The organism is Streptomyces sp. NBC_00299 (genome assembly GCF_036173045.1).
GTDB lineage: Bacteria > Actinomycetota > Actinomycetes > Streptomycetales > Streptomycetaceae > Streptomyces > Streptomyces machairae.
The window spans coordinates 102,884-119,158 of record NZ_CP108040.1; the positions used below are offsets into that span (position 1 = coordinate 102,884).

9 protein-coding genes are annotated in these 16,275 nt (G+C 67.4%); 5 read left to right on the plus strand and 4 right to left on the minus strand.

The window, feature by feature from the left end:
• Positions 1-55: 55 nt before the first annotated feature.
• Both OHT51_RS42735 and OHT51_RS42740 read left to right on the plus strand, forming a co-directional pair.
• Positions 56-1,825: a hypothetical protein gene (locus OHT51_RS42735; RefSeq protein WP_328884708.1), complete on the plus strand. Its 1,770-nt coding sequence runs from the start codon at positions 56-58 to the stop codon at positions 1,823-1,825.
• Positions 1,825-1,971, plus strand: a complete 147-nt coding sequence (locus OHT51_RS42740) for a hypothetical protein (protein ID WP_328884709.1) — start codon at positions 1,825-1,827, stop codon at positions 1,969-1,971. The genes OHT51_RS42735 and OHT51_RS42740 overlap by 1 nt, the downstream gene beginning before the upstream one ends.
• Positions 1,972-2,898: 927 nt before the next feature.
• On the opposite strand, the gene OHT51_RS42745 is transcribed toward OHT51_RS42740, so the two are convergent.
• Positions 2,899-3,192: a hypothetical protein gene (locus tag OHT51_RS42745; RefSeq protein WP_328884710.1), complete on the minus strand. Its 294-nt coding sequence runs from the start codon at positions 3,190-3,192 to the stop codon at positions 2,899-2,901.
• A gap of 372 nt (positions 3,193-3,564) precedes the next feature.
• The gene (locus OHT51_RS42750; RefSeq protein ID WP_328884711.1) at positions 3,565-4,551 is read right to left on the minus strand and encodes a hypothetical protein; all 987 of its coding nucleotides are present in this window, start codon (positions 4,549-4,551) and stop codon (positions 3,565-3,567) included.
• Positions 4,552-6,377: 1,826 nt separating this feature from the next.
• Here OHT51_RS42750 and OHT51_RS42755 point away from each other — a divergent pair.
• The 3 genes from OHT51_RS42755 (at position 6,378) to OHT51_RS42765 (ending at position 11,375) form a co-directional block, all read left to right on the plus strand.
• The gene (locus OHT51_RS42755; RefSeq protein WP_328884712.1) at positions 6,378-9,017 is read left to right on the plus strand and encodes a M14 family metallopeptidase; all 2,640 of its coding nucleotides are present in this window, start codon (positions 6,378-6,380) and stop codon (positions 9,015-9,017) included.
• A 448-nt stretch (positions 9,018-9,465) separates the two neighbouring features.
• Positions 9,466-9,756: a hypothetical protein gene (locus OHT51_RS42760; RefSeq protein WP_328884713.1), complete on the plus strand. Its 291-nt coding sequence runs from the start codon at positions 9,466-9,468 to the stop codon at positions 9,754-9,756.
• Positions 9,757-9,863: 107 nt separating this feature from the next.
• Entirely contained in the window at positions 9,864-11,375 is a 1,512-nt protein-coding gene (locus tag OHT51_RS42765; protein ID WP_328884714.1) for an amidase, read from the plus strand.
• A gap of 685 nt (positions 11,376-12,060) precedes the next feature.
• On the opposite strand, the gene OHT51_RS42770 is transcribed toward OHT51_RS42765, so the two are convergent.
• Positions 12,061-13,092, minus strand: coding sequence for an ABC transporter substrate-binding protein (locus OHT51_RS42770; RefSeq protein ID WP_328884715.1), 1,032 nt, complete (start codon positions 13,090-13,092; stop codon positions 12,061-12,063).
• Between the two features lie 509 nt (positions 13,093-13,601).
• Positions 13,602-16,256 carry a SpoIIE family protein phosphatase gene (locus OHT51_RS42775; protein ID WP_328884789.1) on the minus strand — a complete coding sequence of 885 codons (2,655 nt, stop codon included), beginning with the start codon at positions 16,254-16,256 and terminating at the stop codon, positions 13,602-13,604.
• Positions 16,257-16,275: the final 19 nt, after the last annotated feature.

Consider the following 16,275-nt stretch of genomic DNA (forward strand, 5'->3'; position numbering starts at 1 on the left):
GTCCGGCTCACGATCGCCAGGTGATCGCTTCTGGTGTTTCGGCCGGGGTGGGCCAGTGAGCGCCGTGGCGGCGGAGGCCGCTGCGCTGTCCGAGTTGATCGGCAACTCCCTGGGCAACGCCGCGCCGGTTCGGCGGCAGCGGGTGCGGGTGCCGATGCGTCTGGTGTCCTCGCCGTACTACCAGGATGTGGCGTTGTCGGTGTACGTGAAGGTGAAGGCGCTGGGGCTGCGGCCGGAGGGGTGTCAGGCGAAGTCGTCGACGATCGCCTCGTACCTGGGGCTGTCGAAGGCGTCTGTGGAGCGCGGGCTGGCGCTGCTGTCGCGGCCGGCTCCGGACGGCGTGATCGAGCTGACGTCAGAGCGGCGGACGCTGCCGGGCGGCCGGGGGCTGTCGGCGCTGCGGTCGGTGCGGACGATGACCCGTACGGAGGCGTTCGTGTGGGTGCCGGTGGCGGCTGCGGAGGACCTGACGCCGCGGCAGCTGCGTGTGTACATGCTGATCGCGTTCGCACAGGCGCGGGGGATTGCGCTGACGGAGGCGGAGCTGGCGGTCGGCCTGCGGCACCATTCGGGCCAGAAGGCCGGTCAGCCGATCTCGGTGACGGCGGCGTCGGCGGTCGTGGACGAGGTGGAGGCGGCGCGCTGGGTGACGGTGCAGCGGCGTGCGGGGGCGCAGGGGCGTCACCGGTACATCGCGCATGACATCGCCCCCGAGGCCCGTCCGGACGGTGGCTCCGCGACGGTCGCTGGGGCTGCTGTGACCAGTGGTTCGCAGGAGTGGGTCAGTTCGCCGGTTGGTGAGGGATCGGGTTCGCCGGTTGGTGAGGGATCCCTCGCGAATGAGGATTCACCTAGGACTGACTCACCGGATGACGCTCGCGCACTCGTCTTGCCCGCCGTAGGCGAGGTACCGGTAGTTGAGGGCGCTGAGGCTGTGGAAAATCCGGCTGCCGCGACTGCGCGGAAAGCCGACGGTGGTCTCGCGCTTCGCGCGGGTGGAAACAGCCGGCCCGCCCCCTCGAAGCCAGAAACGGAAAAGCGCAGCAAGAGGGGCGGGGGGTCTGCGCGGTCGTCGTACGACGGACCGCAGTTGGCCATGAGCCCGCAGATCTACGCCGTGCTGGAGCCGGTCCACGTGCTGCTGGAGCGGGTGCACAACGACTTCGTCGTGCGGCAGCTTGCCCGTGAGGTGGGCCGCCAGCTGCGCGAGGGTACTGATGCCGAACGCCTTCACCACCGGCTCACCGCCCGGTTTGCCAAGGTGATGCTCTCGGAGATCCGTGACCCGGGCCGGTGGCTGCTCGGAGTGGCTCTGCCGCGCTGGGGCTGCGGCTACCAGGACTGCGAGGCAGGTGTCCTGTGGTCGACCGGTAAGGCCTGCGAGGTGTGTGCCGAGATCGTCCAGGACAAGGCCGCCGCCCTGCGGCGCGCCCAGCGCATCGAGGAGGGCCTGTGCCCCGAGCACGGCACCCGTCCTGGCTCGGCCGGGCGCTGCGCCGACTGCGTGCTGGACGACGCGGTCCGCAACGCCGTCCCGGTTCCGGCGCAGCGCGAGCTGGAGGGTCCGCCGCGTGGCTCCTGCGGGGACTGTGGCGCCCGGATCGTCGTGGTCGGCCGCGCCCTCGAGGACGGCCTGTGCAAGCTCTGCCGGGAACAGGCCGCTGTGCTGGGCGCCGCCGTCGCGTCCGCGTCCCTCGCTGCGTCGGCCGGGCTGGAGACTTGTTCTGGCCGGGGCGGAACCGTGCCGTGCGGCCGCAAGCCCCTGCCGTCGCGCAGCGTCTGCGGCATCCACCGCGTCCAGGAGCTGGCAAGTGAGGTCGCGTGATGACCCAGAACCCGCAGCTCAGTGGCGTCGACCTGGCCCGCGTCGCCCTGCGCGCCGCCAAGGGCTGCGGCGCAGAAGAACGGCGGCGGCCGTACAGCGCAGCTGAAGCCGCGCCCGGTCCGGGTGGTCCGGCGCGATGGGCGTGAACCGATGAGGCTCGGTGCTGCGATCGGCGCGCTGGTCACCGAGCGGGCCTGGGAGCTCCCGGCCGTCGGCGCCTCCCTGCCCGCGGGGTAGGCAGCCATCGCACTCGAGTTCGCCGGCCACGTTGCGGCCGTCGGGTACGACGCAGACTCCGGTCGGCTCACCGTGTGCCCGGAGTCGGCGGGCGGCCCGACGAAGCTGCGCCTGGAGCAAGCCCGGGTCATCGCGGCGGCGAACGAGTCGGCGGGCTGAAGAGTCGTACGCGGCCTGCGGATCCTCGCGCCCGGATCGGCGCCCGCTGCCGGTGCCGGCCGACGTCGCCTCGGAGTCCGCGGCCGTGCCGCTGGGGCCGGTGAAGACCAGGGAGTCGGCAAGCGAGGGATACCGCCGCACGCTCCCCGCGCACCAGCAGGCGCGCCGCCCCGGCAATCGCGGAAGCGGTGGAGCGGCAGAACAAGAGGATGCGCGAGCTCAGCCGCCGTGCCTTCCCCGATTCCAAGGTGGTCCCTGACGATGCGCCAACTGTGATCGACACGGCACGCGCCCAGCGCCGCCGCCAAGCCGCGGCCACCGAAGCCGCTGCGCTGTGGCGGGCCCGTGCCGAGCGCGCGCAAGGAGACGGCACCACGGGCGACGCTCCGCAGCCGCCGGGCGTGCGACGTACCGCGTAATGCGCAGGCCAGTGCCGTTGCCGGTGCCAGCCTCTACAGTCCTCAACGGCGCCATCACAGAGGAGAGTTGGACGTAGCAAACACATGCTGTAATGACTGCGCACACCACGTGACAGGAGGCGGGGGTGGATGGCGCGGCGACCCAAGGATCTGCGTAAGTCGATTCGTGAGGACTTCGCGTACGGCGGCCTGCTGATCGCCTTGGCGGCGCTCACCACGATGGTCGTCGTATCTTCGAGGACGTCCCGCAGGTCGTCGTCACCTGCGGGCACGTCCAGGCTCAGGGCGCCGGCGACCTTGCGGTAGGACGTCGCCCGGGTCTCCAGAGGCAAAGAGAGACGACAGCAGAGCCTGGTCGGCGGCCGTGCTCTGGGCGACGAGGGTCAGGACCTGGATCCGGTCGGCGAGGGTCATGTGGGGGAGCGCGGAGCCGAGTTGTTGTTCCAGCCGGGCCCAGCTGGTGGTCTGCTGTTGCCGGGCGGACTTCTTCAGTGCCCCGCGCACGGCGGCGGCCGCGGCTTGGAGGACGTCCGGCGCAAGCTCCCGGCGCACCGGGTTCGGCCGGACCTGCCTCGGTGTCCGGGATGTTTTCCTGATCCAGACCCGGGCCTGGCGCCGTTCCTCGCCGGCAAGCCAGTCGCCGGCGGCTTCCGCGACGGTCTCCAGTTCTCGTGCGAGTTCGCGCTGCTCGTCAGCGGAGAGATGGAAGCGCTGCTTGTCGAGGTGGTCGAGGATGAACCGGGCGCGGCGCAGGCCCGCACCGCGGTCCCGTTGTGCCTGACGGGTGGCGTTCGGCGCTCTCGTCCGCTGTCTGTCTCCCTCCTTCTTCTTCGGTGCCGGGTTGCGGCTTGGGCACTTCCTTCCGGGTGGGTTGAGGCCTGGGAGTGTCCTTGGTCTTGGCGCGCCGGCGTTTGGGGCGCGGCGTCAGGAGGGGGTGGAGTACGGTCGGGGGCGAGTCCGCCGGAGGTGGTCCTGTTGGCGGACGAAGGCGCGGGCCGCGGCCAGGACACGCTGCTCCGCGGCGCTGGCTCCGCGCCGGGTGAGGGCTGTGGCCGTCTGGAGCTGAGAGCGCACGTCCCAGGCCCGCCTCTCTAAAACCGCCGCTTCGAGGTCGGCGAACACCCGCTGCTGGTAGTCCTCGTGACCGGTCAGCCAGGACCGGGCCTCGCCCAGGGCCTGCTCGGCTTCGGCGCGGGCTGCCGGATGAAGGCTGTCGAGGAAGGCTCTGCTGCCGGCGCAGAGCCGGCGTACGTGCTCGACGATGCCGGAGCGCTGGGCGGCCTCTAGGCCGCGGATGAACCGGGCGACACTCTCCGGCAGCGCGCCGGCGGGGTGCGCGTGCTTGCGGTGGGGACCTGGCTGGTGGGCTATGTGCGGACGGGATCGATGGCGAGCAGCCATACGACGCCGATCAGGGCTACGGCCGGAGCGAGAACGGCTGCCGTGCGGCGGACGGTTGTCTGTGGTGTGGAGGCGCCGTCGGGCATGCGGCGCAGTACCACGGCGCCGAGGGCCGCTCCGGCGCAGGCGCCGAGGGGACTGCTCTTCGTCAATGAGGGTGGGCAGGGAGGCGATCAGCGCGGTGGTGGTACCGGTCAGACGGATGTCGGCGCCGATGATGCCGGGCTGGTCGGGGCGCTGCACGTAGAGGCGCATCAGGCTGTTGTCCAGCATCAGGAACCCGACTAGAAAGGGGTGTTCGTCGTCGCCGGGGTCGGACAGGGCCCGCAGGACGGTGAGCGCTTGGCCCTGTTCGGGTTCCGGGTCGGGGGTGATCTTCTCCGGATGGAGGCGGATGACGGTCATTCCCATGGCCTCGCTGATGTCGCCGCTCCCGTAGAGCTGGGTTCCGGCGAGAACGGTGCGCAGGATGCCGGCAATGTAGCTGGGGTGCTCTGGTAACTCCGGCATGCTGGTCGGAGGGCTGCGGGCACATCAATGCCGTTCAGGGGGCCGTTCGGTCGCCGTCGGTCGATGTCGTGGGAAGTGAGAGGCCGGCCGAAAGTCCGTACAACGACCTAGCCCTGCGGGATCACCTTGCGGCTTCGAACTTCGGCGCGCTGGGACGGAAGCAGGGCGCTGCATGCCAGAACGCTCAGCATCAAGAGCGCAATCCACCGCGCCAATCGCTGAATTGCTCCTGCGGAGTCTTTCCTCTTCTGCGGAGTTCTAGCAAATCGGGTCCCGCAGCCACTAGGAACGCGCGCGATTGGGGAGCATGCCCAGGCGGGAGAACGGCCCCAAACGCGTCGGTGACGGTGTTGGGATCGCTTTCACTCAATCGCCCAGACGACATCGGCTGAAGGAGTGGAATTAGCGAGCGACGCTGCGCAGCAAAGGGCTGGGGTCTGCTATTCGCCTGGATGCGCGGGCGAGTTGTGGGACGAGACATTCAACTGGCTGCTCAAGGTGGTTCGTGAGCGTGGCAGGAACGGCACCAGTGCCGGGCGGCCGTGACGCCTGCCGCGGGCCGAGCGGGTGCTGCGGGCTGCGGGCTGCCGTGTACTACTGCACGAATCTCCTTATGGGCCAGCCCGTGCCGCTATTCGGCATTGCCCACTACGGTGTGCCGGGACATCCGGGGCTGCAACGCCTGCCGGCAAACCAAGTCGGCCACCCTCCCGGCCGCTGTGGTCAAGTGGTTGTGCATCGTTGATGCACGCTGCCCCCCGTTCGCACCCGGAAGGCTGGTGCGTGCTCACGCAACTACCGCTTATCGGCGAACCCGCAGCTCATCATCATCGATGCGCCACCAAGCGCGCGCCTTGATCCCGGACTGCTTCGTACAAGGAGCAGTCTTGCGCTCCGCCTCTCGCTGCCCCGTTCAGCAGCCTCGCTCACCTAACCCCTGTGGCAGTGCCAGCGAGAGGCGGAGCGCGGCTGCGGCCAGCAGCTTGAAGGTGTTGAAGCAGTCGCCGCCGAACCGGGTTCTTCGCGCCTCCGTAAGCCTGCGTGAAGCCGCGAAGGTGGTGCACGGCGCAGGGTCGCATCCGTACTGGTGGCGGCCAGTGAGGCAGTCCTGTGAGCTTGAGGTATCGGGTCGTGAGGCCGCCAGGCCGAGCCTGCCGATCATGCGCTCAACGGCGTTGGCTGCTTGTAGGTCCGTCTCCTGGCTGCTGGCCCCGCGACCCGTAGGCATCCATCTGAGTGCGCCTCGGCAGGCCAGCGGCCCGCGGTGCAGCCACTGGACAACTTCGGACATACACCATCGAATCGAACAGATGAAGCAATTTGTTACCGATGGGTCTCAACAAACACCTCAAATCCATCTCAAGTCTTTGTCCGGATCGTTGACCCTCAGCTCCTGCGCAACTTATTCTCCACGTCATTCCCTCTACCCGAGGGAAATTCAGGAGAATGGGGAAACCCTCAATCTGCTCCGCAGTGAAGGCCACGCGACTGCGGCTCAATGAGCCGCGCATGGCAGGCGAATTTCGCCCTCACTGGCGTAACCCCCGCCTACTCTGGCGTAGCTCCCGCCGACTGCGGATCTTCGTACTCGCACATTTCCACCGAGCACCCCAATGGGTTGTACGGCCGAGTAACTGACCGATGCGTTGCCCTGCCAGGCTCCACGGTGCCCCTTACCTATAGCCGGAGCCGGCCACGCAAGCGGTGCGCATTAAGCCACGGGACGGCTGCGACACCGGTTCGGTCCCAACCGCGACCGTCGACGAACCTCAGTGCCACTGGGAGATCGACGGCCTCGAAACACCTCCTCACTACGGAGACGAGTAATGAGAAAACCAAGGCCAGCCAGGCTGGCGGCGGCGCTCGCCACGACGACAGCGCTGACGGTGGGTACGATCTCGGCGGCCACCTTTGCCGAGGGATCCCCTCGCGTTCCGACCCCGGAGTCCGTGATCGGCTGGGAGCCGTGCGCCGACTACAAGCTGGCGACCTCCGAGCAGCTCACCGAGTACTACCGCAAACTGGACGACGCCAGCGACCGCATCAAGGTCGTCGACATCGGGAAGTCCAGCAAGGGACGCCCCATGATCATGGCGCTCATCTCCTCGGCGGACAACCTCAAACCGAAGAACCTCCAGCGGTTCAAGGACATCTCCCGCCGCCTGGCCACCGATGGCAACTTGTCCAAGACCGAGGCCAACAAGCTCGCCGAGAAGGGCAAGTCGGTCGCCTGGGTCGACTTCGGCCTCCACTCCGTCGAGGTCGCCGGTCACCAGGCGGGCCCGCTATTCACGCATCGGCTGGTCACCGGCGAGTCGGAGGAGATGCGGCGCATCCGCGACGATGTCATCACGATCGTCATGCCCAACATGAACCCGGACGGCACCACCATGGTCGCCGACTGGTACAGAAAGCAGCTCGGCACGAAGTTCGAACACACGAACCCCCCGGAGCTATACAACAAGTACGGCGGCCATGACAACAACCGCGACTGGTACATGTACAACCTGCCGGAGACGCGGAACATCGGACGCCAGCTCTACCACGAGTGGTTCCCCCAGCTGGTCCACAACGTCCACCAGCATGCCGACTTCCCCTCCCGGATCACCGTCCCGCCGTTCAAGGATCCGGTCAATCCCGCAATCCAGCCGGAGGTCGTGCGCGGGGTCAACTTGGTGGGCGACGCGATGGGCCGTCGGCTCGAGGCCGAGGGCAAGGTCGGCGCCCTCTCCGCCAACACCTACGACATGTGGTGGAACGGCGGCATGCGTTCCGCGCCGTATTACCACAACATGGTCGGTATCCTCACCGAGACCGCGCACGCCTGGCCGTCGCCGGCGACGTACGATCCGAAGGACTTCCCGAAGACCTTCGCCAACGGCGAGTCGACGAAGACCCCTTCGATCTTCTACCCCAGCCCGTGGAAGGGCGGCAAGTGGAACCTTCGGCAAAGCTGCGAGTACATCTCCACCGCGTCCATGGCGATGGTGGACGAGGCATCGCAGAAGCGTGCTGACTGGCTGCGCGGCATGCACCGGATGGGGCAGCAGGCGGTCAAGGCCGGCGCGAACGAGACGTACGTCGTCCCCGCCGACCAGGTCGACCTCCCCACCGCCGTCAAGATGGTGAACGTCCTGCGCAGGGGCGGCGTCGAGGTGGAGCGGGCCACAAAGAGCTTCACGGCCGGCGAGCGGACTTACCCGGCCGGCAGCTTCCTGATCCGGGGCGCGCAGACCTTCCGGCCGTACCTGGACGACCTGCTTAACCCGCAGCAATACCCCGACCGCAGGCAGTACCCGGACGGGCCGCCCGACCCCCCGTACGACATCACCGGCTGGACGCTTCCCATGCAGATGGGCGTCACGGTCGACAAGTACCAAACCCGGATCAACGCTGCCACCAAGCCCGTCGACCAGGCCGCGGTGCGGGCGGGATCGGTCAGTGACAAGGCGGTCCTTGCCCTCGACCCGCGGGTCAACAACTCCGTCCTCGCGGTGAACCGGCTCCTGGCCGCAGGTGCGACAGTCTCGCGCAGCACCGCGTCGGTAACCACCAACGCCGGAAAGTGGCCGGCCGGCACGTTCCTGGTGCCCGCCAAGGGCGACGTTCGCAAGAAGGCAGCCGCCCAGGCCCGACAGCTGGGGCTGAACTTGGCCGGCGTGGACAAGGTGCCGGACAGCGCGCGCAAGCTGACCGCCCCACGGGTCGGACTGTACTACCCGTGGGGCGGCGCCTTGAGCGAGGAGGAGCAGGCCCGAGGCGCGGCGACCGTCGGCGGCGGCAGCAGGGACGAAGGCTGGACCCGCTACACCCTCGAGAAGTTCGGGTTCAACCAGGACAAGCTCACCGACCAGAAGGTCCGGGCCGGCAACCTCAAGAAGAACTATGACGTCATCGTCCTGCCCGACGCCTCATACGCCGCGCTGCGTGACGGGCAGAAGCCCGGCTCCATGCCCGAGGAGTACACCGGCGGCATGACCGAGGAAGGCGTCGCCCACCTCAAGGAGTTCGTCAAGCAAGGCGGAACTCTGGTCACTTTCAACAACGCCGAAGAGCTGGCCCGCAAGGGCCTTGGCGTTCCCGTCAAGGATGTCACCGAAGGGAAGAAGGAGACCGAGTTCTTCGCCCCAGGCACCCTGCTGAACATGCAGTTCGACGCCAACCAGCCGATCGCTTGGGGCATGCCTGAGAAGGGGGTCGGGTTCTTCTCCTACAGCCCCGCCTTCGAGGTGGCCGCAGGCGCCGACTCGGTGCAGAACGTCGCCCGCTACCCGAGTGAGAAGGCACTGGCCAGCGGCTGGATCCTCGGTGAGCAAACCCTGCACAACCGCTCCGCCGCCGTCGACGCGAAGATCGGCGACGGTCATGCCGTGCTCCTCGGATTCCGCCCGCAGAACCGGTCCCAGACCCACGGCACATTCAAGCTTCTGTTCAACGCCCTCTACCTCGGAAGCATGAGCAAGTAGAAGATCTCGAGCTAGCTCGAGTTCCGGCCCCGCCGCCCGTGCGGCGGGGCCGGTCTAGCTTTCCCTCGCTGGCAGGATCGGACCGCCGGTCGGCAGTGCCCTCCTGGAGCCACTGCCATAGGCAGCCTCGAACAGGCGCCAGGTAAACCCCAAGACCATAAGGCGGGCCCAGGCCCGCCTCTGCGGAAGCACTAACGGGTTGGACGTGTCCAGGAGCCTCAGAAAGTCCGTCCCTGGCAGCGTGCGCCCACCTTGGGCGAGTACCGGCGGTGTGTAAGACCCACGAGGGCAGGACGGTGCGAAAGGCCCTCGCCTGTGTCCGACTACCTCTAGATCTCCGCAGGTCCGCCTGTCCCGGGGGCTTGGCGGAAGAGGCTCCCCGCCTCCCGCACACATGTCAGTCCTCGTACTCCTGCACGCATCAGTACGTCGATCACGGAGGTCCGCTATGAGTGAGCCACAACCACCCACGAAGGATCAGCTCGACGCGTACATACGGACTAGACTGGTTCTGGCCGGTTTCGATCTGGCGCTCCTTTCGGAGCTGCCGGACCCGGACAGCGGGGCGCCCACCCGGAGTCAGGTACTCGCCTCACTGCGATCGTTCGTCGACTCCACGCCCGGGGCCATGTCCCAATGGTCCCCGGCTGGACAAAAACCCGAGTACGCGCAGCAGGCTTCGGCGCCGCTGCTGTACCCGTCGATCATGGAGGCGTGGACCGAGACGGCGGGCGAGTGATGAGTCGGACTGTCAACAGGCGCGTCTTCCTTGCGAGTTCCGCTGCCGCCGTGGCGAGCAGCGTCATGAGTCCCGCCGCGGTTCAGGTGCATGCGGCTACGGCCCAAGTGTCTTTGGCACAGACAAGCCCAGCAGCGCCGTCCCCCGTCGGCATCGACGCCCGCGACATCCATGTCGACGTGCGACAGGCCGCGCTGGACGACCCGTCCGAAGCGACACTCGCCGAGGCAGTCGTGCTCATGAGGCGTCGCAGGCTGTCGGCCACCGACCTTGTGCAGGCGTATCTGGAACGGATCGAGAGGTACGACTCGACGTATCAGGCGTACGCGGAGGTTACCGGCGATGCCGCACTGGCGGCGGCGCGCAGTGCCGACCGCGGCGAGGGGCCGGGCGGTGTCCTGAACGGCATTCCGCTGTGCATCAAGGACAACTACTTCACGCGCGGTGTGCCGACCCGCTGCAACTCGTACATCTTCGAGGACTTCGTGCCGGACGAAGACGCCACTGTCGTGGCCCGGCTCACTGCGGCGGGCGGGATCGTGCTGGGAAAGGGCCAGATGGGGCCGCTCGCTACAACAAGGGCGACGAAGCCGAACGGCACGCTCACCACCGTCAACGCCTGGACCCCGGACGACCCTGCGGTCGACCCGGGCGGCTCATCGACCGGTCCCGCGTGCGCAGTGGCCGCCCGCCTGGCATCGTCGTCCATCGGTACGCAGACCGGCGGCTCCATCGTCCTGCCCTCCAACCAGCAGAACCTGACCGGTCTGAAGCCCACCATGGGACGCGTCTCGCTGCACGGCGTAATACCGCTGTCCTTCACGCGAGACCACGCGGGCCCACTGGCCCGGGACGCCATAGACGCGGCGATCATGCTGCAGGTCATGGCAGGACCAGACGCTCGAGACCCGCGCACCCTCGGGTTGCCGAATGTGCCCGACCTCGTCCAGGCCGCGACCCCCGTCGTTTCACGCCACGGGGCGGTGCGCATGCGCCAGGCCACCCGGATCGGCATACCCGCAGACTTCCTGACCGACCGGAAGGAACTGCGCACCGCATTCCTGAACACACTGGACGCGATCCCGGGCGTGACTCTCGTGGACGTCACCTATCCGGCGGACTGGGCACTGCTGACCGGTACCTTCAACGCCGCCCGGCTGGCCGAGCGTACGGAACCCTTCCGGCACTGGCTACGCTCCGACCCTGCGAAGTTCGGAGTGTCGCTGCTGAGCTGGCTGCAAGGCCTGATGCTCTCCGGCGACGAGTGGATCACTGCACAGCGCGCCAAGAGCCACCTGCTGCGCGAGGTTCTCAACGGCATCTTCGGCGACGACGGTTGCGACGTACTGCTGCAGACCGAACCCGTCCCGTTCGACATCCTGGGCCTTCCCGAATTCGGATTCCCGATCGGCTTCGACGACGACGGCGTGCCCGTCGGTGTGATCCTGGGCGGCCAGCCGTACGAGGAGGATCGCCTGCTCGAAGTCGCAACCGCCTACCAGGCACTCACGGACTGGCACACCCGGCGCCCGTCCGACCCGGTGGAGACTGCCCGCCTGAGGTCAGCGACTGAGCGTCTCCGGCTTTCGGCGAAGGAGGCGGCGGCGGCTTCGGCTTGACCCCGGGCTCTGGGGACGGTCCTAGCCGCGGCAGGGGCATCTCGGACTCTCCTAACCATGTCCTCGGCCCGCTGTCGCAGCGGGCCGAGGATACAGCCATCGCGCCGGCACATGCATCCAGCTCTGCGGCAGTGTCCGACGCCCATACGGGAAGCTGTTCGTGTGAGCCGGTCACCAACTTCCTCGGGACGGACCCTTCTTCCGTCCCCTCAGAGCGGCACCCTGAGGTCCTTCACGACGGGGAGCGCCGGCCTCGTCCGCACAGGCAACTACGAGGCCGAGCTGCTCCGCGACGAACCGGATTATGTGCCGGGGTCCGGCCAGGGGACGCTCGAGCGTCCGCATCGTTGCCGGGCGGCGCTTGGCCACGCCAACTCCAGACCCACCCTGGTGCTCAGGCGACAAAGGCTGTGCCAGCTCGTGGAGCGACAGCTCCGCTGACCAACCGCTCGTAGCGGCCTCTTGTTCAGCAGACAAGTACTCGCCAGGCACGCCGAGGAACGTAGGCCCATTGACCAGACAGAAAGCGGCACGTCACTCAACCGGAACGCTACCGCCACCGATTGGCCGGGTGACGAGAGAGCCGGGCAACCGCAGGGACGGGGCCTCCTCAGTCAGAACTGAACCCGGTGGCCGTCTGAGCGTCTCAAGCACGCGAGTAGGTTCTTGCTGCGTCGCTGAGATGTCAGCCAAGACCCTCTGGCCAGCCCTTGGCGATCATCTTCCTGGCCTTCTCCAACTGCTTGTCCGTGGGGAACTGCGGCGTGCCCTCAACCGCCGGCATTCGCGCGGCGGCGGCTTTGTCGAGGGTGCCATCCTCCTCCATCACCTGCATAAGCACCGGGCGAGCATATCCGTTGAGCCGGATGTTCTGACCCTCGGGGCTGAAAACCCACTCCATCCACAGCCGTGCGGCTGCCGGATGTGGAGCATGCTTGTTGACCGTAAATGCGTAGTACTGAGCGAAACTACCGTCAAACGGAATCGAAACCTTCCACTCTACGCCCTTACTCCTCATCTTGTCGGCGTAGTCGAGATTATAGAAGTCGTGGTCGATAAGGATGGGGATCTTACCGTCGTTTATAGTAGTTTCGGATCTCGGGCCGGAGTAAAGATTGCCCAGACTCTTCAGTTTGACGAAGAACTCGATTCCGGGCCCGACGTCGTCAAACGATCCACCGTTCGCAAGGGCTGCCGCATACACTGCGGGGATTGCAGAACTATTCTTGATGGGGTCACTTTCGATCGCCACCATGCCCTTGTACTGGGGTTTGAGCAGGTCAGCGAAGGTTCGGGGACACTGCTTGACGCGGCCGGCGTCGCAGCCGATGGAGGTGTAACCGCCGTAGTTATTGGTCCAGCGGGCCTGCGGGTCCTTCTGGTTGGCGGGGATCGCGTCGTAAGCGGCGACCTTGTACGGAGCGAGCAGGTTCTGCTGGGCTGCTGCGCGCGGGTATGTGTCACCGAAGGCGATGACGTCGGGGGCGTGCGCCTGCCCTTTGCGGCTGTTCTTCAGCGCGTCGAACTTGTCCTGGGTCGACGTGGTCGACGGCTTCTCATTTCTGACCGTGATCCCGTACTGCCTCTCGAAACCGTCGATCAGGGCGCCGTATCCTGCCCATTCGCGGGCTATTCCCAACGCGTTGAGCGTACCCTCGCGCTTCGCTGCTGCGATCAGCGCATCCATGCCGCCGGCGTCGTTGGCGGAGGTGGCCATCGATGGCTTTTGGGGCGTGGCGGTGGGGCCGGCACCGCAGCTGCTAAGGGCCGCTGCCGCTAGGGCGAAGCAGCTGGCGGCGGCGATTGCTCGGATACGAGGTGAAGTCACGAGCGTTCCAGGAGGGGCGAGGGATGGGACGGGTGACGAACGGCCCGTACGGTCTGTCCTTGGCGCACGGAATGTATGCAGATGACAGCGCCTACAATAACTCGGTACGCACTGTCACGGACAGGCTGCCTGCGGAAGAATTAGTGCTGCACTCCGCGGGCGATGTTCAACGATAAGTTGAAAAGCATGCCGTCGGAAATATGCTCTCGGTCGAGAATTACAGTCGCAATGGCAAGCACAACCGGGCGGATAGCAGCACCCCCGCGATACGCCAGCGCGCACCTGCGCCATGCAAGGCTTCCCTTCCACTAGCTGATCCCAGGTACTCGACTACCAGCCGGACGGCCTGGTCGGCCTGGTGAGCTCCCGGAGCGGCACTGCTGTGGCCTCCTGACGGATCAGATCTCGGTGTCGTCCCAGGCATCGAGGAGGGCCTCCTCAGAGGCTTCTTCGGCCGAACCAGCGCCGTCGTGGATGGCTTGCTCGGTCCAGATGATCTTTCCGGTGGGCGGGTAGCGGGTGCCCCATCGCTGGGCGAATTGGGCGACGAGGAAGAGTCCGCGGCCGCCCTCGTCTGTGGTCTTCGCTCGGCGTAGGCGAGGAGAGGTGCTGCTGCCGTCGGAGACCTCGCAGATCAGGGTGCGGTCGTGCAGCAGTCGGACGGTGATGGGCTCGGTGCCGTAGCGGATGGCGTTGGTGATCAGTTCGCTGAGGATGAGCTCGGTGGTGAAGGCGATGTGCTCCAGGCCCCACTCGGCCAGCCGGGCGGCACAAGCGTTGCGGACCGGGGCTACCGCCGCCGGATCGCGAGGCACGGTCCATTCGGCGACCTGCGCTGGGTCCAGTCGGCGGGTTCGAGCTACCAGCAGTGCGACGTCGTCATTGGGGCGGGCGGGCAGCATGGCCTCGATTACGGTGGCGCAGGTGGCCTCGGGGGCGCGGTCCGATCCGGCCAGTGCGCTGTGCAGCGCCTCTAGGCCGGTGTCCAGGTCGCGGTGGCGGTCCTCGATCAGGCCGTCGGTGTAGAGCACCAGCCGGGAGCTCTCTGGGAGGGTCAGCTCGGCGCTCTCGACGGGCTGACCGGCGCCGAGGCCCAGCGGTGGGGAGATGGGCAGCTCGGGTGAGAGTACGGTCCCGTCCGGAAGGACCACTGCCGGCCCCGGATGGCCTGCGGTGGCGGCGGCCACGCGCCCGGAAACGGGATCGTAGATGGCGTACAAGCAGGTAGCCCCGGTGATTCCCAGACTGTCGTCCTCCGCGCGCTGCTCGGTGTCGATGTGGTCCACCAGTTCGTCAAGACGGGCCAGTAGTTCGTCGGGAGGCAGGTCCAGGGCCGAGAAGTTGTATACGGCGGTGCGCAGACGGCCCATGGTGGCCGCGGCGTGTAGGCCGTGGCCGACGACGTCGCCGACGACCAGCGCCACTCGGGTGCCGGGCAGCGGGATGACGTCGAACCAGTCCCCGCCTACGCCCGCCGTTGCTGGCAGGTAGCGGTAGGCCACCTCGAGGGCTGTCTGTTCCGGCAGTCCACGGGGAAGCAGGCTGCGCTGGAGCGTGACGGCCATGGTGTGTTCGCGGGTGTAGCGGCGGGCGTTGTCGATCGCCACGGCAGCCCGGGCTGCCAGTTCCTCGGCGAAGGACACGTCCTCGTCGTCGAACGGCGGGGAGGTGTCCGATCGCCAGAAGTCGGCCACGCCCAGCAGCACACCGCGGGCCCGCAGGGGGACCACCAGTAGGGAGTGGATGCCGTAATCCAGAACGCGTTCAGCACGTTCTGGGTCCTGGGCCCGCCAGCCCTCGGCCGCGTTCAGGTCCGTCTCGAGGACCGCGCGGCCGCTGGAGATCGCAGCGGCGACGGGGTTGGTGACAGCAAACTGGATCAGTTCCCCGACCGGGTAGAGAGGATGGTCCGCCTCCACTCCGGCGACGGCGGTGCGGCGCATCTCGGTGCTTACCCCGGGCGGCTCATCGCCGCGCAGGACCGGCTCCAGCAGCTCGACGGTGACGATGTCGGCGAACCGGGGGACCGCGACGTGCGCCAGTTCGTCGGCGGTGCGTGTCACATCCAGAGTGGTTCCGATCCGCACGCCGGCGTCGTAGAGCAGCTTCAGCCTCTCGCGGGCTCTCTCGGCTCTGACGGAAAGAGCTTGCAGCTCGGTGGTGTCCCTCAGTGTCACCACGCTGCTGGCAGGTCCGTAGGGGGCGGTGGGTCTCTTGTTGACTGCGAGGAGACGGTCGGTAGTCAGATAAACCTCGTCGGTGGCCATGCGATTCGAGGCCAGCAGCTCGGCAAGGTCGTCCTCCAACCCCAGCTCAATGACGTGGTGGTGCTCCGCGTCCGGCGGCAGGTCCAGCAGCCGCCGTGCCTCGTCGTTTGCCAGAAGCAGACTGCTGCCAGCGTCGATGATCAGCACCCCCTCCCGCACAGCGTGCAGGACTGCATCGTGGTGCTCGTACATGCGCGTCATCTCGGCAGGGCCCAGGCCATGCGTCTGTCGCCGCAACCGATGACTGACCAGCCCCGCCCCGCCTGCGGCAAGGGCAAGTACCCCAGCAGCGCTTCCGAAAAGCGTCGGCAGCTGCCGGTCCACGGTTTCCTGCACCTCGCGGACCCTGACCGGTGCCGAGACAATGCCGGCAACCGAGCCGTCAGGAGCCTTGACGGGCACCGCCGAGATCACCGAGAGCCCCAGGGACCCTTCGAAGGTCCTCGTAAAAGCCTTGCCGCCCGCCGCCTCCGCATAGGGGCCGACGACATGCTTCCCGATCTGACGCCGGTCACTGTCAGCGACGACGATCCCGTCCAGCCCGTACACGAGGACGGCATCAACATCGGCGGCATCCCGGGCCGCCTCAGCACGCGGCTGCAGTACCGCGGTCGGGTCAGGGCTGTTCAGCGCCGTCAGGATCCCGGGAGAGTCAGCGAACATCTGGGCGGCGACAAGCGTCCGCTGCTGGGCATCGGCCATGCTCTGGCGCCGAGCCTGCACCACGAGAAGCACCAACGCGACAGCGACGAGCAGTACCACTACCGCCAGCACCAGAAGAAACATTTGGCCCGCGACGCTGCGC

Bases quoted from the DNA above. Each gene is read 5' to 3' on its own strand.
- OHT51_RS42740 (WP_328884709.1), top strand. From the start codon at position 1,825: ATGACCCAGAACCCGCAGCTCAGTGGCGTCGACCTGGCCCGCGTCGCC.
- OHT51_RS42750 (WP_328884711.1), bottom strand. From the start codon at position 4,551: ATGCCGGAGTTACCAGAGCACCCCAGCTACATTGCCGGCATCCTGCGC.
- OHT51_RS42755 (WP_328884712.1), top strand. From the start codon at position 6,378: ATGAGAAAACCAAGGCCAGCCAGGCTGGCGGCGGCGCTCGCCACGACG.
- OHT51_RS42760 (WP_328884713.1), top strand. From the start codon at position 9,466: ATGAGTGAGCCACAACCACCCACGAAGGATCAGCTCGACGCGTACATA.
- OHT51_RS42770 (WP_328884715.1), bottom strand. From the start codon at position 13,092: ATGGCCACCTCCGCCAACGACGCCGGCGGCATGGATGCGCTGATCGCA.
- OHT51_RS42775 (WP_328884789.1), bottom strand. From the start codon at position 16,256: ATGTTTCTTCTGGTGCTGGCGGTAGTGGTACTGCTCGTCGCTGTCGCG.